The organism is Candidimonas nitroreducens (assembly GCF_002209565.1).
GTDB classification, from domain to species: Bacteria; Pseudomonadota; Gammaproteobacteria; order Burkholderiales; family Burkholderiaceae_B; genus Candidimonas; species Candidimonas nitroreducens.
This window is the reverse complement of the sequence record NZ_NJIH01000007.1, coordinates 363,430-377,441: the sequence shown is the minus strand read 5'-3', so window position 1 is coordinate 377,441 and position 14,012 is coordinate 363,430. Positions and strand designations below refer to the sequence as shown.

The window sequence follows — 14,012 nt, the reverse complement described above, 5'->3', positions numbered from 1 at the left end:
CTAATCAACCTGGCATGCTGCGTCTACAAGAGGTGTAGAAGACGGCGAAAGGCTTGGGGGTCAGGGAGCGATGGCGTTCGACATGGGTGCTGACGAGTCAGTCAACTGCTGAGACACAGCCCATGGGCTGTAAAAAAATGTCGACGCGATGATGTTGCAGTGCGCAAATTATAGGCGGAAACGGGGGCGGAAGGAAAGCGTGGCATGCCCACGCGGTGCATTTATCTTGTCCGTGGCGCCGCGTTGTTGTTGTGGCGAGACGGTACGGGCCGTGGCGGCGGCCGCCGGCTGGCGCTGCTTACCACCCGTAGAAACGCTTCCAGGCGGCGGTGGCGCCGGTTTCCGACACGGCAAAATATTCGGGGAACTGGGCGCCCGTCGCGCAGGCGTGGTTGGGCAATATGCGCAGCCGGGTGCCGATGGGAAAACGGGCGCGCAGGTCTTCGGCTTCGGCAGGCGCCGCGGCGCCGGGCGCGCGCGACAAGATGCCGTGCTCCTGGTTCGCGCCACTCATGATCCAGCCGTCCAGGGGCGTGCCGTCCAGTGTGCAGGGCAGGCCGTAGCCATAGTCGTGCTGCTGGCCCGCAGTGCCGCGGTCGCGGCTCATGGCCATCCAGCCCGCGTCCACGAGCACCCAGCCTTTTTCCTGCTGATGGCCGATGACGGTGGCCAGGACGCTGAGCGCGATCTCATCCAGCGCGCAGGCTCCCACGTTGTGCATGACCAGGTCGAAGAACACATAGACCCCGGCGCGCACTTCGGTGACGCCGTCCAGCTTGCGGGCGGCGAGCGCGGTGGGCGTGGAGCCCACGCTGACGATGCCGCAGGGCAGGCCGGCGGCGCGCAGGCGCTGCGCGGCCAGCACACAGCCGGCGCGTTCCTGCTCCGCCATGGCGGCCAGGGCCTCGGGGCTGTGCAGTTCGTAGCTCGCGCCGGCATGCGTCATAACCCCGGCCAGTTTCACGCCGTGCTCGTGCAGCAGCCGGCCGACTGCCAGCAGGGCGTCCTGCTGCGGGCGGATGCCGGCGCGATGGCCGTCGGTGTCCACCTCGATCAGTACCTCGAAGCCCGCCTTGTGGGCATGTTCGAACTGCGCCACGGCGTGCGCCGCATCGGCATTGTCCACCACCAGTTTCAAGGCGCAGCCCTGGCTGCGCAGCGCCAGGGCGCGCATCAGTTTGGACGGCGCCATGCCGACGGCGTAGAGTATGTCGGTGTAGCCGGCGCGGAAGAATTCCTCGGCCTCTTTCAAAGTAGAGACCGTGATGCCGCTTGCTCCCGCGGCGGTCTGGGCGCGCGCCACCTCGATGCACTTGGCCGTCTTGACGTGTGGGCGCAGGTTCACGCCCAATGCGTTCATGCGCTGCTGCATGCGTGCGATGTTGCGTTCCATCCTGGCCTGGTCGATCAGGGCGGCGGGCGTGTCCAGAGTTGCGAGTGTCATGGCGGCGTTCTCGGGCGAAACAGGGGTTGCGGCGGGGTCTTTGCCGGGTTGCCGCGCTGTTGCACGGCGCCCGGCGCCGGGGCTTATCCGCCGTCGGCGGCCGATTCGTCGCAGCCCATGCCCGTCCAGTCTATGGTCTGCGCGCCCTGTGCGGACAGCCATTCGTTGGCCAGCCTGAAGTGATTGCAGCCGATGAAGGGGCGCGGCGGGCGCAGCGCCGACAGCGGCGACGGGTGGTTGGCCAGCAGTACCAGGTGCTCGCCGTCGGCGGGCAGCAGCTGCCGCTTGGCCTGGGCATGCGAGCCCCACAGCATGAAGACCTTGGGCTGGGGGCTGCGGGCGACCCGCTGGATCAGCGCGTCGGTAACCGCTTCCCAGCCCTGCTTGGCGTGCGAGGCCGGCTGGCCCGACTCGACCGTGAGCACGGTGTTCAGCAGCAGCACGCCCTGTTCGGCCCAGGGCGTCAGGTCGTGGCCCAGATTGCCGGGCGGCCGCACGGCGCCGCGCTGCGGCCGGCCCGCGGCGGCGCCGTCCGGGTCGGGGTATTCGAGCGCCAGTTCCTTGAAGATGTTCTGCAGGCTGGGCGGCGCGGGGAAATCGTCGGGCACGGAAAAGCACAGGCCTTGCGCCTGGCCCGGGCCGTGATAGGGATCCTGCCCGAGTATGACGACTCGCACCGAATCGGGGGCGGCGTAGCTTAGTGCGCGGAACGGGTAGCGGGGGTAGATTTCCGCCCCTTCGGCCAGCCGCGTCTTCAGGAACGCCGCCAGATTGCGCAAGGCGTTCTTGGGCTCGGGCTCGCGCAGCGTTTCCTTCCAGACCTCGTCGAGGTTTTGCAAATGGGTCAGCAGCGGGCCGTTCAGGGTGTTCGGTTCGTCGGGCGCGGGAGCCATGGGGTCTGCCTGGGGCTCGGGCGCCAGTGCCGCCGCGAGCCGGGTGTAGTAGTCGGGAAGTTGTTGCAGCAAGTGCGCCTTGCGCGCCTCCCAGGCCTGGGCCTGCTGCGGCGTGCGTTCGGGAGGCGCAGCCCATATGGCCTGCGGGAAATGGCTGTCTTCGCGCCAGCGCGGAATGGCGTGCCAGTGCAGGTGCGGCACCATATTGCCGAACTGGGCCAGGTTGATCTTGTCGGGCTGCAGGCACTGGCGCTGCGCTTGTTCCACCTGCCACACAACCGCCATGAACGCCTCGCGCTCCTGCGGTGTGAGGTCGGTCATTTCGGCGGCGTGGTCATTCCATATCACCCGCGTATAGCCGGGATAGCCGGCATCGTCGACCGCGATGACGCGCAGCCGCCCGTTGTGCCAGAGCACGCGCTCGCCGGTGGGGTGGCACAAGGGGCAGTCGTCGTGTTGCGTCATGGCCGGTGTCCTGGTCTATGGTCAGTGTCCGCTTGGTTTGGCCTGCATTTGGCCTGCATGCAATTTAGCCTATATACCGTCCCGCATACAGCGCAAGCAACGGGACGCGAGGTACTAGGTGCCGAACAGCTCCTGCAGGGCGACACCGGGCTCGGGGGCGCGCATGAAGGCCTCGCCGACCAGGAAGGCATCCACCTTGTGCTCGCGCATCAGAGCCACGTCGGCGCGGGCGAGTATGCCGCTTTCAGTGACCACGCGCTTGCCTTCCGGTATGGCCGGCAGCAGCTCCAGGGTATTGTGCACAGAGGTCTCGAAATTGCGCAGATTGCGGTTGTTGACCCCCAGCAGCGGCGTGCGCAGCGTCAGCGCCGTGTCGAGCTCGGCGCGGTCGTGCACCTCGGCCAGCACGTCCATGCCCAATTCGATGGCCACTTCCTCGAACTCGCGCAAATCGGCCGGGCTGAGGGCGGCGACGATCAGCAGGATGCAGTCGGCCCCCAGCGCCCGGGCGTGCACGATCTGGTAGGGGTCGATGATGAAGTCTTTGCGCAGCACCGGCAGCGCGCAGGCCGCGCGCGCCTGGCGCAGGTAGTCGTAAGAGCCCTGGAAGAACTGCACGTCGGTCAGCACCGACAGGCAGGCCGCGCCGTGGGCGGCATACGACGTGGCGATCTCGGCCGGCACGAAATGCTCGCGGATCACGCCCTTGGACGGCGAGGCCTTCTTGATCTCGGCGATGACGCCGGGCTTGCCTTGGGCGATTTTTTCTTCGATGGCGCGGCCGAAGCCGCGCAAATCCTTGCGGCTCTTGGCCTCGCGCAGCAGATCGGCCTCGCTGCGCATCTGGCGCGCAGTGGCGACTTCGATCCGCTTGGTTTCCAGTATTCTGGCAAGAATGTCGTTCATGCGGCGATCTTCCGTGTATACGTGCAGAACTCCTGCAGCTTGGCCCGGCCCGCCCCGTTGGCGATAAGCTCGAAAGCCTGCTTCAGGCCGTCCTGGATCGACTCGGCCTTATTGCCCGCATAAATGGCCAGGCCGGCGTTCAGGCCTACGATATCACGGGCGGTGCCCGGCACGTTGTTCAGCGCTTCCAGCAGCATCTGCGCCGAGTCTTCGCGGTTGGCGACTTTGATCGAGCGGTTCGACACCATCGACATGCCGAAGTCCTCGGGATGGATCTCGTATTCGCGCACCTGGCCGTCCTTCAGTTCGCCCACCAGCGTGGAGGCGCCCAGCGAGGCTTCGTCCATGCCGTCCTTGCCGTGTACGATCAGCACGTGCTTGGATCCCAGGCGCTGCAGCACCCGCACCTGTATGCCCACCAGGTCGGCGTGGAACACGCCCATGAGCTGGTTGGCGGCGTTGGCGGGGTTGGTCAGCGGCCCCAGAATATTGAAGATCGTGCGCACCGCCAGTTCCTTGCGCACCGCCGCCACATTCTTCATGGCGCCGTGGTGGGCCGGCGCGAACATGAAACCGATGCCGGTGCGCTCTATGCTCTCGGCCACCTGCTCGGGACTGAGCATGACGCCGGCGCCCAGCGCCTCCAGTACGTCGGCGCTGCCCGAGGACGACGAGGCGCTGCGGTTGCCGTGCTTGGCGATCTTGACGCCCGCGGCGGCGGCCACGAACATCGCCGCGGTGGAAATATTGAAGGTGTGCGAGCCGTCGCCGCCGGTGCCGCACATGTCCAGCAGCTGGTCGGGGTAGGGCGTTGCTACGGGCAGCGCGAATTCGCGCATGACCTGGGCCGCGGCGGTAATCTCGCCCACGGTTTCTTTCTTGACCCGCAGGCCCATCAGCAGCGCGCTGGCGATCTGCGGCGACATCTCGCCGCGCATCAGTGTGCGCATCAGGTGCAGCATTTCGTCGTGGAAAATTTCGCGGTGCTCGATACAGCGAGTCAGGGCTTCGGCGGCAGTGATGGTCATGGTCTTGTTCTCGTTCATAGCGTAAGGAAGTTGCGCAGCAGGGCGTGGCCATGCTCGCTCAGTATGGACTCCGGATGAAACTGTACCCCATAGACGGGCAGGGTCTTGTGACGCACCCCCATGATCTCGCCGTCGGCGGTTTCGGCGGTGATCTCCAGGCACTCGGGCAGGCCGTCGCGCGCGATGGCCAGCGAGTGGTAGCGGGTCACCGTATAGGGCGAAGGCAGGCCGGCGAAGACGTCCGTGCCGCGGTGCGTGATGGGCGAGGTCTTGCCGTGCATGATTTCCTTGGCCCGCACGATCTCGCCGCCGTAGGCCGCGCCTATGGCCTGGTGGCCCAGGCAGACCCCCAGTATCGGCACCTTGCCGGCCATGTGGCGAATCAGTTCCACCGAGACGCCGGCCTCGGCCGGCGAGCAGGGGCCGGGCGAGATGCAGATGCGGTCGGGCTGCAGGGCGGCCAGTTCGGCCACCGTGGCTTGGTCATTGCGCACCACCTTCACGGTCTCGCCCAGCTCGCCGAAATACTGAACCAGGTTGTAGGTGAAGGAATCGTAGTTGTCGAGCATCAGAAGTTTCATTCTTGTAAATCCTTGATTTTATTGGTCGATTTCATTGGGCACGCTCGTCATTACACGCTTCATTACACACATCGATAGTCGATCGCGGTGGGCGAAGTGCGGACAGGGGGGCGGCACAGGGCTGCAACGGGTTTTGGGAGGGGCCGAAAGCCGCGCCACCGAGGCATGCCGATGAAACGTCTGAGTTCGTATCGCGGGGTCAAGTGCGGAGACAAGTCGACCAGACTCACGCTCCGCAACAACGCGGCGCGCAGAGTGTCAACTCGAAGATGGGACTGGTGTGCTAAGGGCATCGGGCAATCTCCTCAAATCTTGGAGCCGCCGTGCCGGGGAAGCCTTCTTGAAACCTTGCCTGCCGGTACGGCGGCAAGGTGCGGTTGAAACCGCAAACGACATGCCGCTTCCTATTGGAAGCGCCACCACAGAGCGATGTTGGTCGAAGCGGTACGGGTCATGGACAGACCAAAGTATTGAATTAAAAAGTAAGAACCAGTCCGAGGCCTTCCGAACTGAGTTTCCATGTTAGTTCGAAGAATTTTACCACGGCCGTACCAGGGAACGTCTACTTTTAGAAACGACAGACTTACCCATGCCATCAGGATCCAGGCCTGATACTGCATGGCCGAATTTTCTCGGCAAATTCGTGGTTCCGAGCAACTGGGGTTATGGCTCCGGGCTTTGGGAACCGATGACATATCAGGCCATAGCGGGACGGTTTTGCGCTGATCGTCGCCACTCATAAAGATGGCAGCGTGAGCGTCACTGGCATGATTGCCCGCCGTTGCTCGATCGACTATGAAAATAAGAATGCTGCATCAGCATCAAGGGTGTTCTATCCCCGATCGAAGCCTCAAACCGTTGGGCTGGGCTACTTCGACACGAGCAAGTGATCCTGGCTTCGATTTTGTCACCGCTTGACCGACGCGGTTGAGCACTAAATTCTTCACTGTCCAGCAGTGTACGCCTCAGATTGAACAGTGCAGACATTTCTTAGCTCAGTCGCAGCTCAACAGCAATTTTCCGGCAGTTGCACGCGCTTCAAGCAGATCATGGGCTTGCGCAACACATTGCAGCGGCAGTTTTCGATCCATCGGAACTTTCAGTTGGCCTGTGGCGAGCCAGGTGAAAAGGTCTCTCATCCGCCCTTGGAACTCTTCCTGCGTCGCTACATAGTGCTCCATGTGAGGCCGCGTCAGGAATACCGACCCTGCTTCGGCCAGTTCCATCGGCGCAATCGAGTCGACTATCCCTGATGAATGGCCGAACAGTACACAGAGACCGCGCGTACGCAGCGACCGTAGGGAGCCGCGCAAGGTGTCCTTGCCAACCGAGTCATAGACAACGTCGACTCCGCGTCCCGCAGTGGCTTGCATCACCGCCTCACGGAAGTCTGTCTGGCGGTACGGAATGGCCAGATCGGCGCCCAGCCGACGCACGATGTCTAACTTGGCATCGCTGCCGGCTGTCGTCAGAACCTGCGCACCTTTCAGCTTGGCGATCTGTACGAGCAATTGGCCGACGCCTCCTGCACCGGCATGCACCAGGCACTGGTCTCCCGTCTTCAGGTCATATGCAGAATGCGTCAAGTAGTGTGCGGTCAGCCCCTGGATCATCAAAGCCACGGCACTATCCAAGTCGATGTCATCGGGCACGCGGGCTACCCTGCTGGCATTCGCCACCGCGTATTCGGCATAGGCACCGTTGGGCACAAAAAAGACGACTCGATCACCGGGTACCAGGCCCGTGACCCCTTCCCCGATGCTGTCGATCCTGCCCCCGCCTTCGATACCGAGAACCAGCGGGAGTTTGGTGAGATAGGTATCCGACCGCGCATAGTCCCCCTGGCGCCGATAGATATCCGTGAAGTTCACTCCCGCATACGCGACCTTGACGAGCACTTCGCCCGGCCCCGCGGCGGGAATATCCCGGTCGACAACGCAAAGAGCATCGGTGCCGCCGTACCTGTTGATCTGGACTGCTTTCATGAACCCCCCGTGTCACTACACTAAATAGTGGTCGGCTAAGTACTATAATGTTGGTTAATAGCACACTATAATTTCAGTCAATGCCTCAGACAGTCGCCAGTAAGGCCCATCCTGCCATCCGCCGCGGCCGACATGGCGAAAAGGCGGATCTTCGCTTGAAACAAATGGCGGAGCAATTCCGAGCTCCTCCGCTCGGCCGCGACCAATCGGTACCCAAGTACATTGCCTTGTACAACGCTTTCCTGGAGGCGATAGAGTCCGGCGTCTGGAAACCAGGTGAGCGCCTGCCGTCTGAAGCAGTGATGGTCGATGTCCTGCCCATGAGTCTGGGGACGGTGCAGCGCGCACTGCAGGCTCTGGTAGAGCACGGCATCATCGTTCGCCGCCATGGTCAGGGCAGTTTCGTTGCAGGGCTGCCGGTCAATGCAAATGAGATCCACAATTTTCGCTTCCTCGATGAAGACGGTGAGCACCTGCTGCCAGTCTATGGGCGAGTGCTGAGTATCAAGAGCACCAAGGCTACCGGGCCATGGAGTGCATTCTTGGCGGGTGAACACCGGTTTGTCTGCATTTCCCGCCTGATCAGTGTCAACTTGGAATTTCAGACCTTCAGCGAGGTCTATTTGCCGGAACACAAGTTCGGTACATTGCTCAAAGAGCCGCTTGCACACATTAGTATGCCGCTCACACAAATGCTAAGCGAACGCTTCAACGCCCCAACTCTCCACGTCACGCACACTATCTCCTGCGGCCAACTTCCTCATGATGCCTGCACCGCCATCGGCCAGGCACTTGGAAGTATTGGCATGCACTGGGAAATCTTCAGCTATACCTATCGCAAAATGCCTAGCTTCTATCAGCAGGTATTCCTGCCGTTAACTGCCCGTCGGCTACAGTTTCCGGGCATTGACTGACTGAATGCGTCCGATCTGCAACGCATCCCGCTCCTGAGGCGGCAGATCCTAGTACGCCGATTTCTCCCCCCATCGTGCACTCGTGCGTCGCTGAGAGATATGGCGCAACAGGGGGTAGGCTAACGCGATCACGCTCAATGCCATGATGGTTCCCGCTATCGGCCGGGTGAAGTAGACAGTCCAATCTCCCTGATAGCTGATCATGCTGATCATGAATGCGTTTTCGGTCTGCGGCCCGAGGATGCACCCCAGCACCATTGGCGCAATGGGAAACTTGAAGCGCTCGAACAGATATCCGACGATGCCGAACACGACGATCATCCATAGGTCGGTAATGTTGTTACGCGCCGAGAAGGCGCCGATAAAACAGAAAATAATAACGAAGGCCGATGTGATTGCCTCAGGTAGATACAAGACTCGGATCAGCGCCTTGATTGCGAAGTAGCCGAGCAGACACATGCCGATGATGCCCAAAAGCAGCGATCCAAAGATCGTGAACACGAGCGTGGAATCCTTGATGAAAACTTGGGGGCCGGGCTGTATTCCCTGCAAAAGGAACGCTCCGAGAATCACGGCGGTTGCACCGCTGCCGGGAATGCCTAGGGTCAGCAATGGCACCATCGCCGCAGCTACCGTGGCAGTTGAGGCTGTCTGGGGGGCGACGATACCTTCGGCAATCCCGGAGCCGAGAATCTTCCGTCGCTTGCAATACTGCGCTTCAGTGCCGTAGGAGACGAAGGATGCGATAGTCGCGCCAGCACCTGGAATAGTGCCCAGAGCCAATCCAATGGCAGAACTGCGAGCAAAAGTCGCTCGCATCTGCCATACCTCCGGCAATGATGGGAACCGTGTCGCAACCGTACCGCTTTTGGCGAGTTGCGCGGCTTTGAAGCGCCTCTCCAGGCGAGTGAGGACTTCTCCCAAGCCGTAAGCGCCGACCATCACGGTGAGGTACTCGACACCATCTGAAAGCATGGGAACGCCGAAAGTGAAGCGATCCGCGCCATAGACAACATCGACGCCTACTGTGGCCACCACCAAGCCGAGAAACAGACTGATGAGGGCGTTTACCATCGAGGTTCCACCCAAAGCCACCACAGTGGTCAGCGCAAACAGCAGTATGGCGAAATACTCCGGTGAATCGAATTTCAATCCGAAGCTGGCGAACTGCGGTGCCATCAGCACGGCCAGAATGACCGAAATGACGCCTCCCACGAGTGCGGCGAACATCGTCCAGCCCAGCGCTTTGGCTGGCTCCCCTTTGCGCGCCATCTGGAAGCCATCCCAGAGCAGCGGTACATCGAGGGGCTCGCCAGGAATCCGGAACAGGATCGAGGTGAAGGCGCCGCCGTAGGTTCCGGAAATGTACATGGCCGATAGCAAGATGATCGCTGGCGTGATAGGCATGCTGAAAGTGAACGGCAACGCGAGCACGATGCCCATCACCGCGGTCAGGCCAGGCAGAACGGCGACCAACATGCCCATCACCAGACCCACCACCAATGCTAGAAAATTAGCCAGCTGAAAACAGGCAAGAATGCCGCCGCCAAACTGTTGAAGTATGTCGACCATATCTATCGTCCTTCACGCTGTGCGCGATATTTGAGTCTGGAGTGGCAGCTGTCGTGAATTCCGCGTCGTCTGGTCGAGACGGGCTTTTCTCTTGTTAAAGGGTAGGTGGGTATGGAACTAGGGAGGGGCGATTTCATCTCAATGGATCCCCATCAGCCGAATCAACAGGAGCGATACGTATGAAAAGGGCCCGGTGCCCAGCGGTAATGACACGTAGACGACTTTCATGAAAATAAACATGAATACGAAGCTGCCGAGCAGGCTGACCGCAAGAGTTACCCCTATGCGACGATACCCTCCCAGTACAATGAACCCGGCCAGATAGAGCGCCGTGCACAGGAAGAACCCAAGTGTTTCCAGCAAAGCGACATAGCCGATAGTCATTGCGATGCCGAGGGAAAGCAGCCAGGGATAGGAGGGTTCGTCCTCTTCGTCAGACGTCAACGAGTCATACGATGGTGTTGCTTCCGTGGAATGTGGTGTATCGCTTTGGAGCGTTTTCGCGGCATTAAAGAAAACTCGCCTGACGATTTCATAGACGCAGACCAGTGCCAGTAGGCCAAGTACGATCCTCGGCCAGGCGTCTGGCCCGAGACGCCCATCGGGCGCTTCGAAATCGAATTGCGTCGTCTTGTAGTAGAAAAAAATTGCCGCCAATAAAACGATCAAATAGGGCAGCACTCCGCTGATCTTTGAGTTCCGCATACCGTAGCCCAATATGGTTTTATACGTCTAGCTATTTGGCGGTTTTCTGTCCAGCCTCTGAAGCCTCCCTACGTACCGAGTCTATCATCTGCTGGAGGAAGTCTCGCGCCTTGGACAGAGGCACGAAGCTGGCGGGATCCGCATACTCGGAAGCGAGATAGGCTTTGAACTCCGGCGTATGGGACATTCGTTCCAGAGAGTCGGCAATGACCTTCACCCGTGATGGAGGAGTGCCGGCCTTCATGTAGACCCAGCGAACCTGGGGCACCGTAATGTTGTAGCCATTCTCGACCGTGGTTGGCACATCCGGGTACAAGGGGAAGCGCTGAGCTGTCACAGACAGGAGCGGGCGCATTTGATGGTTGTTTAGGTACGACTTCAGGTCTCCCGCTTGCTCGTACAACAGATCCACATGCTTTCCCAAGATCGATACATAGCGTTCGCTGGGATTGTTGTACGGCACGACATTCAGTTTGACACCTTTGGCCAGAAGATAGTTGGTATGAATCTCGTCAATGATTCCATATCCCGCCATCGCAATCTTGAGCGAGTTCGGCTTGGCACGAGCCTCTTTTTCGACATCGGCCCAGGTTTTGAATCGGCTGTCATTAGCCACGAAGATGGCGCCTGCCTGATTGATCACGACGGCAATTGGGATGAAGTCGCTCAATTTCCACTTGGCCTTCGGACTGCCGAGAATCGCGTAGTAGTCACCACTGACGCCTAGCGAATAGCCATCTGCGGGATTGAGCAGCAACTTCTGGACGCCTGTAACCCCAGAGGCACCGGGCACGTTGACCACCGGGAACGAAGCTTTCAGGTCAGCTTCGAGGTATTTGGCGATCATCCGCGCCGTCTGATCCGATCCGCCGCCGGCTCCCCAGGGTACGATGACTTCGACGGGGCGTGACGGATATTTTTCCTGAGCCGATACTGCACCCGTCACGCAAGCCAACATTCCGCCGACTACAAGGCCGCGGCGTGCGAAGGCAATAATTTTCTCTCGTGCCATTTTGTCTCCTGTTTCCTGTTGATGGTTGTTGATGTATTAAGCGATATGTGCTCCCGCTGCTTAAGGAACGTATACAGGTTTGTCGCCGGCAATTTGCGTTCGATGCATAATCCGACGTTCGCCGCCGTTAAACGCATCGCGTCGGTGCATCACGCAGCGATTGTCCCAAAGAACTAGGTCGCCGACCTTCCATTCTTGGTGCCAGGTCAGTTCCGGCTTCGTTGCGTGATCCCACAGATCATCAAGTAACGCCTCGCTGTCCTCCAGGCTAAGCCCCATTACATAGGCGTTCAACCTGCGGCCCAGGAATAGAGCGTTGCGTCCGGTGGTTGGGTGCGTGCGGACGATCGGATGGACTGCTCCGGGCGCGTCCTTCGGGTTTGTGACATCTGGATAGTCGCCACGCCGGCCACCAGTGCTGTTCCTACTGGCATCGTGCTTGCACTGCATGCTCGCAATCCGGTGCTTCAGTCTATCGGGCAGGGTTTCGTAGGCAAGATACATATTACTGAAGCCAGTATTGCCTCCGGTCGCGGGTATCTCTAGTGCATACAGTGCACTGGCCATTGGCGGCACCTCGTTGTACGACATGTCGGTATGCCAGAGCGACTCGCCGTCGCCAAGGTCGCCGATCGGCTTGCCATCGATTTTGACGTTAGAGATCACCGTTACGAAATCACTATCGACGTCTACTCGCGTGCCGGCGGTATACATGGGAGCCGCATCCAGTTTGCCTAGTCGTGCAGAGAAACGCTCGAGGGCTTGGTCGGACAGCTTCTGGTCACGGAAGCGCAAAACCAAATGTTGCGACCATGCATCGATGATCAACTTCAGGGTATTCCCGTCCATCGGCTCGGAAAGGTCTACGCCTTCGACATCGGCACACAGTGCTTTGCCAGATGGTATTACATTGATCATGTTTGTTCCCCCCCCTTGAATTGAACGTGTTAGAAAGTATGAACGCGCAGCCTGGTGGTTAAAGTGGTGGCGTCATCTGATAACGGGCAAGCTTGTCGTCATCCAGCGTTACCCCCAATCCAGGCCCTGACGGTAGAGGCAGGCTGCCTGAATTCAAGTCCAACTTTGCGACCACAATGTCGTCCGCAGTTTTCAGGGGGCCGACGCACTCGATGCCATCCATCACATTGCTCGAGGTCGCGGCCAACATGATTTCAGCCATCGTGTTAATACCGAGCCCGAAGCCATGGCCAAGGACGCAACGCAAGCCGGCGGCTTCAGCGGTAGCAATCATCGAGCGCGTTTTGTAGAGGCCTCCCTGCTTCATTACCTTCACTTTGACAATGTCCGCCGCTTCCGCTTGGATCAGACGTATCAGGCTGGCGTGATCGAGTACGGATTCATCAGCCATGATCGGGATTCCTCCCGACTCGCAGCGTACGCGTTTCATCCCTGCCAGATCGTCGGCAGGCACCGGCTGCTCGAATAACTGCAGGTTGAATGGCTCCAGCATTCGTACGAGCCGGATCGATGTGTCGGCGTCATACCCCGCGTTGGCGTCGATGCGCAACTGAAAATCAGATCCGACAGCCTGCCTGATTGCACTGATCCGGTCACGGTCGGCTTCAATGCCGCCACCTACTTTGACCTTGGCAGAGCGGAAGCCGCGGCGCTGCCACTCGGCGGTTTCGCTGGCGGCTTCGTCCGGCGGAAGAATGCCTACCCATGCATTGAAGAGTAGTTGGTCTTTGACGGCTCCGCCGAGATAGGTATGAACCGGCAGGCCGAGTGAGCGTGCAGCCAGATCAACGCAAGCCATTTCAATGGCGGCTTTAGCATCTAGGTAGCCCGGTACTTCCGCTTCCATTTTCTGGAGCAGTAGATGGATATTGGAAGAATCCATGCCGATGACTAGGGGCGCAAAGCGCGATCGCAACGCTCTCAGCGTGTCTTCTATCGAATCAACAGAATATCCTGCGACCGGGTCGACATTACCCAGGCCGATTCGGCCTTCATGATCCGTGATCCGGATCACAACACTTTTCTGGCTGGATTCGCTCTGATATGAGGTGGCATATTCGCCGATCAGTGGAACCGCGACTCCGAACACTTCAATTCGCTCGATCTTCAAGGGCGTCTCGTAATTTTTATGCTATAGCTTCAATAAAAGTACTTCATAGTAGTTTTACAAACACTACCTGTCAATACACAGCTGCTTGTACCTGTTTGAATGATGTTTGACGCTGATTAAGGCCGTGTTGGTACAGCTCAAAACTGCTCATCCGGGCAGGGCAGATGTGGGCCAACGCGGGGCTGCCTGAGGGTGGTTCATGTATTCTGGCGGCGAAAATCAGCTCCACTCTGTGCGGCTCTTTCATTCAGTTGAGTCAACGAATGGCAACGGCCATTCGTCAGTCGAGCTGGGGCTGAGCTAAGGGATTCGCTGATCGAGTCCTCACCGTGGAGCTTCGTCTTGCAGATAAGCGGTGTCACGCGCAGGATCGCGGTAAGAGGCAGAGAACCTTGGCAGCCGTGGCGGATCACAGCAG

12 protein-coding genes and 1 pseudogene are annotated in these 14,012 nt (G+C 59.8%); 1 reads left to right on the top strand and 12 read right to left on the bottom strand.

Features of this window, described 5'->3' with window-relative positions:
* Positions 1–298: 298 nt before the first annotated feature.
* From CEY11_RS13815 to CEY11_RS13790, 7 genes and pseudogenes are all read right to left on the bottom strand, one after another.
* Entirely contained in the window at positions 299–1,444 is a 1,146-nt protein-coding gene (locus CEY11_RS13815; protein WP_088603978.1) for a DSD1 family PLP-dependent enzyme, read from the bottom strand.
* Between the two features lie 83 nt (positions 1,445–1,527).
* Positions 1,528–2,337 (bottom strand): uracil-DNA glycosylase, encoded by an 810-nt coding sequence (locus tag CEY11_RS25750; RefSeq protein ID WP_269845286.1) that lies wholly within the window; start codon positions 2,335–2,337, stop codon positions 1,528–1,530.
* Between the two features lie 180 nt (positions 2,338–2,517).
* Positions 2,518–2,802: pseudogene (locus tag CEY11_RS25745) on the bottom strand (HIT family protein); the annotation flags it as partial.
* Between the two features lie 114 nt (positions 2,803–2,916).
* A complete protein-coding gene (gene trpC, locus CEY11_RS13805; RefSeq protein ID WP_088603976.1) occupies positions 2,917–3,708 on the bottom strand; it encodes an indole-3-glycerol phosphate synthase TrpC in 792 nt (263 codons plus the stop codon).
* Positions 3,705–4,736 carry an anthranilate phosphoribosyltransferase gene (trpD, locus tag CEY11_RS13800; RefSeq protein ID WP_088604040.1) on the bottom strand — a complete coding sequence of 344 codons (1,032 nt, stop codon included), beginning with the start codon at positions 4,734–4,736 and terminating at the stop codon, positions 3,705–3,707. Before trpD ends, trpC begins: the two co-directional genes overlap by 4 nt.
* A 14-nt stretch (positions 4,737–4,750) precedes the next feature.
* On the bottom strand, positions 4,751–5,317 hold the full coding sequence (locus tag CEY11_RS13795; RefSeq protein ID WP_088603975.1) for an anthranilate synthase component II: 567 nt from the start codon (positions 5,315–5,317) through the stop codon (positions 4,751–4,753).
* 995 nt (positions 5,318–6,312) lie between these two features.
* Positions 6,313–7,302, bottom strand: a complete 990-nt coding sequence (locus CEY11_RS13790; protein WP_088603974.1) for a quinone oxidoreductase family protein — start codon at positions 7,300–7,302, stop codon at positions 6,313–6,315.
* A gap of 80 nt (positions 7,303–7,382) precedes the next feature.
* On the opposite strand from CEY11_RS13790, the gene CEY11_RS13785 reads away from it, so the two are divergent.
* Entirely contained in the window at positions 7,383–8,216 is an 834-nt protein-coding gene (locus CEY11_RS13785; protein ID WP_088603973.1) for a GntR family transcriptional regulator, read from the top strand.
* A gap of 48 nt (positions 8,217–8,264) precedes the next feature.
* On the opposite strand, the gene CEY11_RS13780 is transcribed toward CEY11_RS13785, so the two are convergent.
* The 5 genes from CEY11_RS13780 to CEY11_RS13760 form a co-directional block, all read right to left on the bottom strand.
* Positions 8,265–9,788 carry a tripartite tricarboxylate transporter permease gene (locus tag CEY11_RS13780; RefSeq protein WP_088603972.1) on the bottom strand — a complete coding sequence of 508 codons (1,524 nt, stop codon included), beginning with the start codon at positions 9,786–9,788 and terminating at the stop codon, positions 8,265–8,267.
* Positions 9,789–9,926: 138 nt separating this feature from the next.
* Positions 9,927–10,469, bottom strand: a complete 543-nt coding sequence (locus CEY11_RS13775; RefSeq protein ID WP_158215314.1) for a tripartite tricarboxylate transporter TctB family protein — start codon at positions 10,467–10,469, stop codon at positions 9,927–9,929.
* 55 nt (positions 10,470–10,524) lie between these two features.
* Positions 10,525–11,505, bottom strand: a complete 981-nt coding sequence (locus CEY11_RS13770; protein ID WP_088603970.1) for a tripartite tricarboxylate transporter substrate binding protein — start codon at positions 11,503–11,505, stop codon at positions 10,525–10,527.
* Positions 11,506–11,565: 60 nt separating this feature from the next.
* Positions 11,566–12,423, bottom strand: coding sequence for a TauD/TfdA dioxygenase family protein (locus CEY11_RS13765; RefSeq protein WP_088603969.1), 858 nt, complete (start codon positions 12,421–12,423; stop codon positions 11,566–11,568).
* Positions 12,424–12,481: 58 nt separating this feature from the next.
* A complete protein-coding gene (locus CEY11_RS13760) occupies positions 12,482–13,594 on the bottom strand; it encodes a mandelate racemase/muconate lactonizing enzyme family protein (protein WP_088603968.1) in 1,113 nt (370 codons plus the stop codon).
* Between the last annotated feature and the right edge of the window lie 418 nt (positions 13,595–14,012).

What these genes read in the sequence shown, in the direction of transcription:
- CEY11_RS13765 (WP_088603969.1), bottom strand. Translation starts at nt 12,423, where the DNA reads ATGATCAATGTAATACCATCTGGCAAAGCACTGTGTGCCGATGTCGAA.
- trpC (WP_088603976.1), bottom strand. Translation starts at nt 3,708, where the DNA reads ATGAACGACATTCTTGCCAGAATACTGGAAACCAAGCGGATCGAAGTC.
- CEY11_RS25750 (WP_269845286.1), bottom strand. Translation starts at nt 2,337, where the DNA reads ATGGCTCCCGCGCCCGACGAACCGAACACCCTGAACGGCCCGCTGCTG.
- CEY11_RS13795 (WP_088603975.1), bottom strand. Translation starts at nt 5,317, where the DNA reads ATGAAACTTCTGATGCTCGACAACTACGATTCCTTCACCTACAACCTG.
- CEY11_RS13770 (WP_088603970.1), bottom strand. Translation starts at nt 11,505, where the DNA reads ATGGCACGAGAGAAAATTATTGCCTTCGCACGCCGCGGCCTTGTAGTC.
- trpD (WP_088604040.1), bottom strand. Translation starts at nt 4,736, where the DNA reads ATGACCATCACTGCCGCCGAAGCCCTGACTCGCTGTATCGAGCACCGC.
- CEY11_RS13785 (WP_088603973.1), top strand. Translation starts at nt 7,383, where the DNA reads ATGCCTCAGACAGTCGCCAGTAAGGCCCATCCTGCCATCCGCCGCGGC.
- CEY11_RS13815 (WP_088603978.1), bottom strand. Translation starts at nt 1,444, where the DNA reads ATGACACTCGCAACTCTGGACACGCCCGCCGCCCTGATCGACCAGGCC.
- CEY11_RS13790 (WP_088603974.1), bottom strand. Translation starts at nt 7,302, where the DNA reads ATGAAAGCAGTCCAGATCAACAGGTACGGCGGCACCGATGCTCTTTGC.
- CEY11_RS13780 (WP_088603972.1), bottom strand. Translation starts at nt 9,788, where the DNA reads ATGGTCGACATACTTCAACAGTTTGGCGGCGGCATTCTTGCCTGTTTT.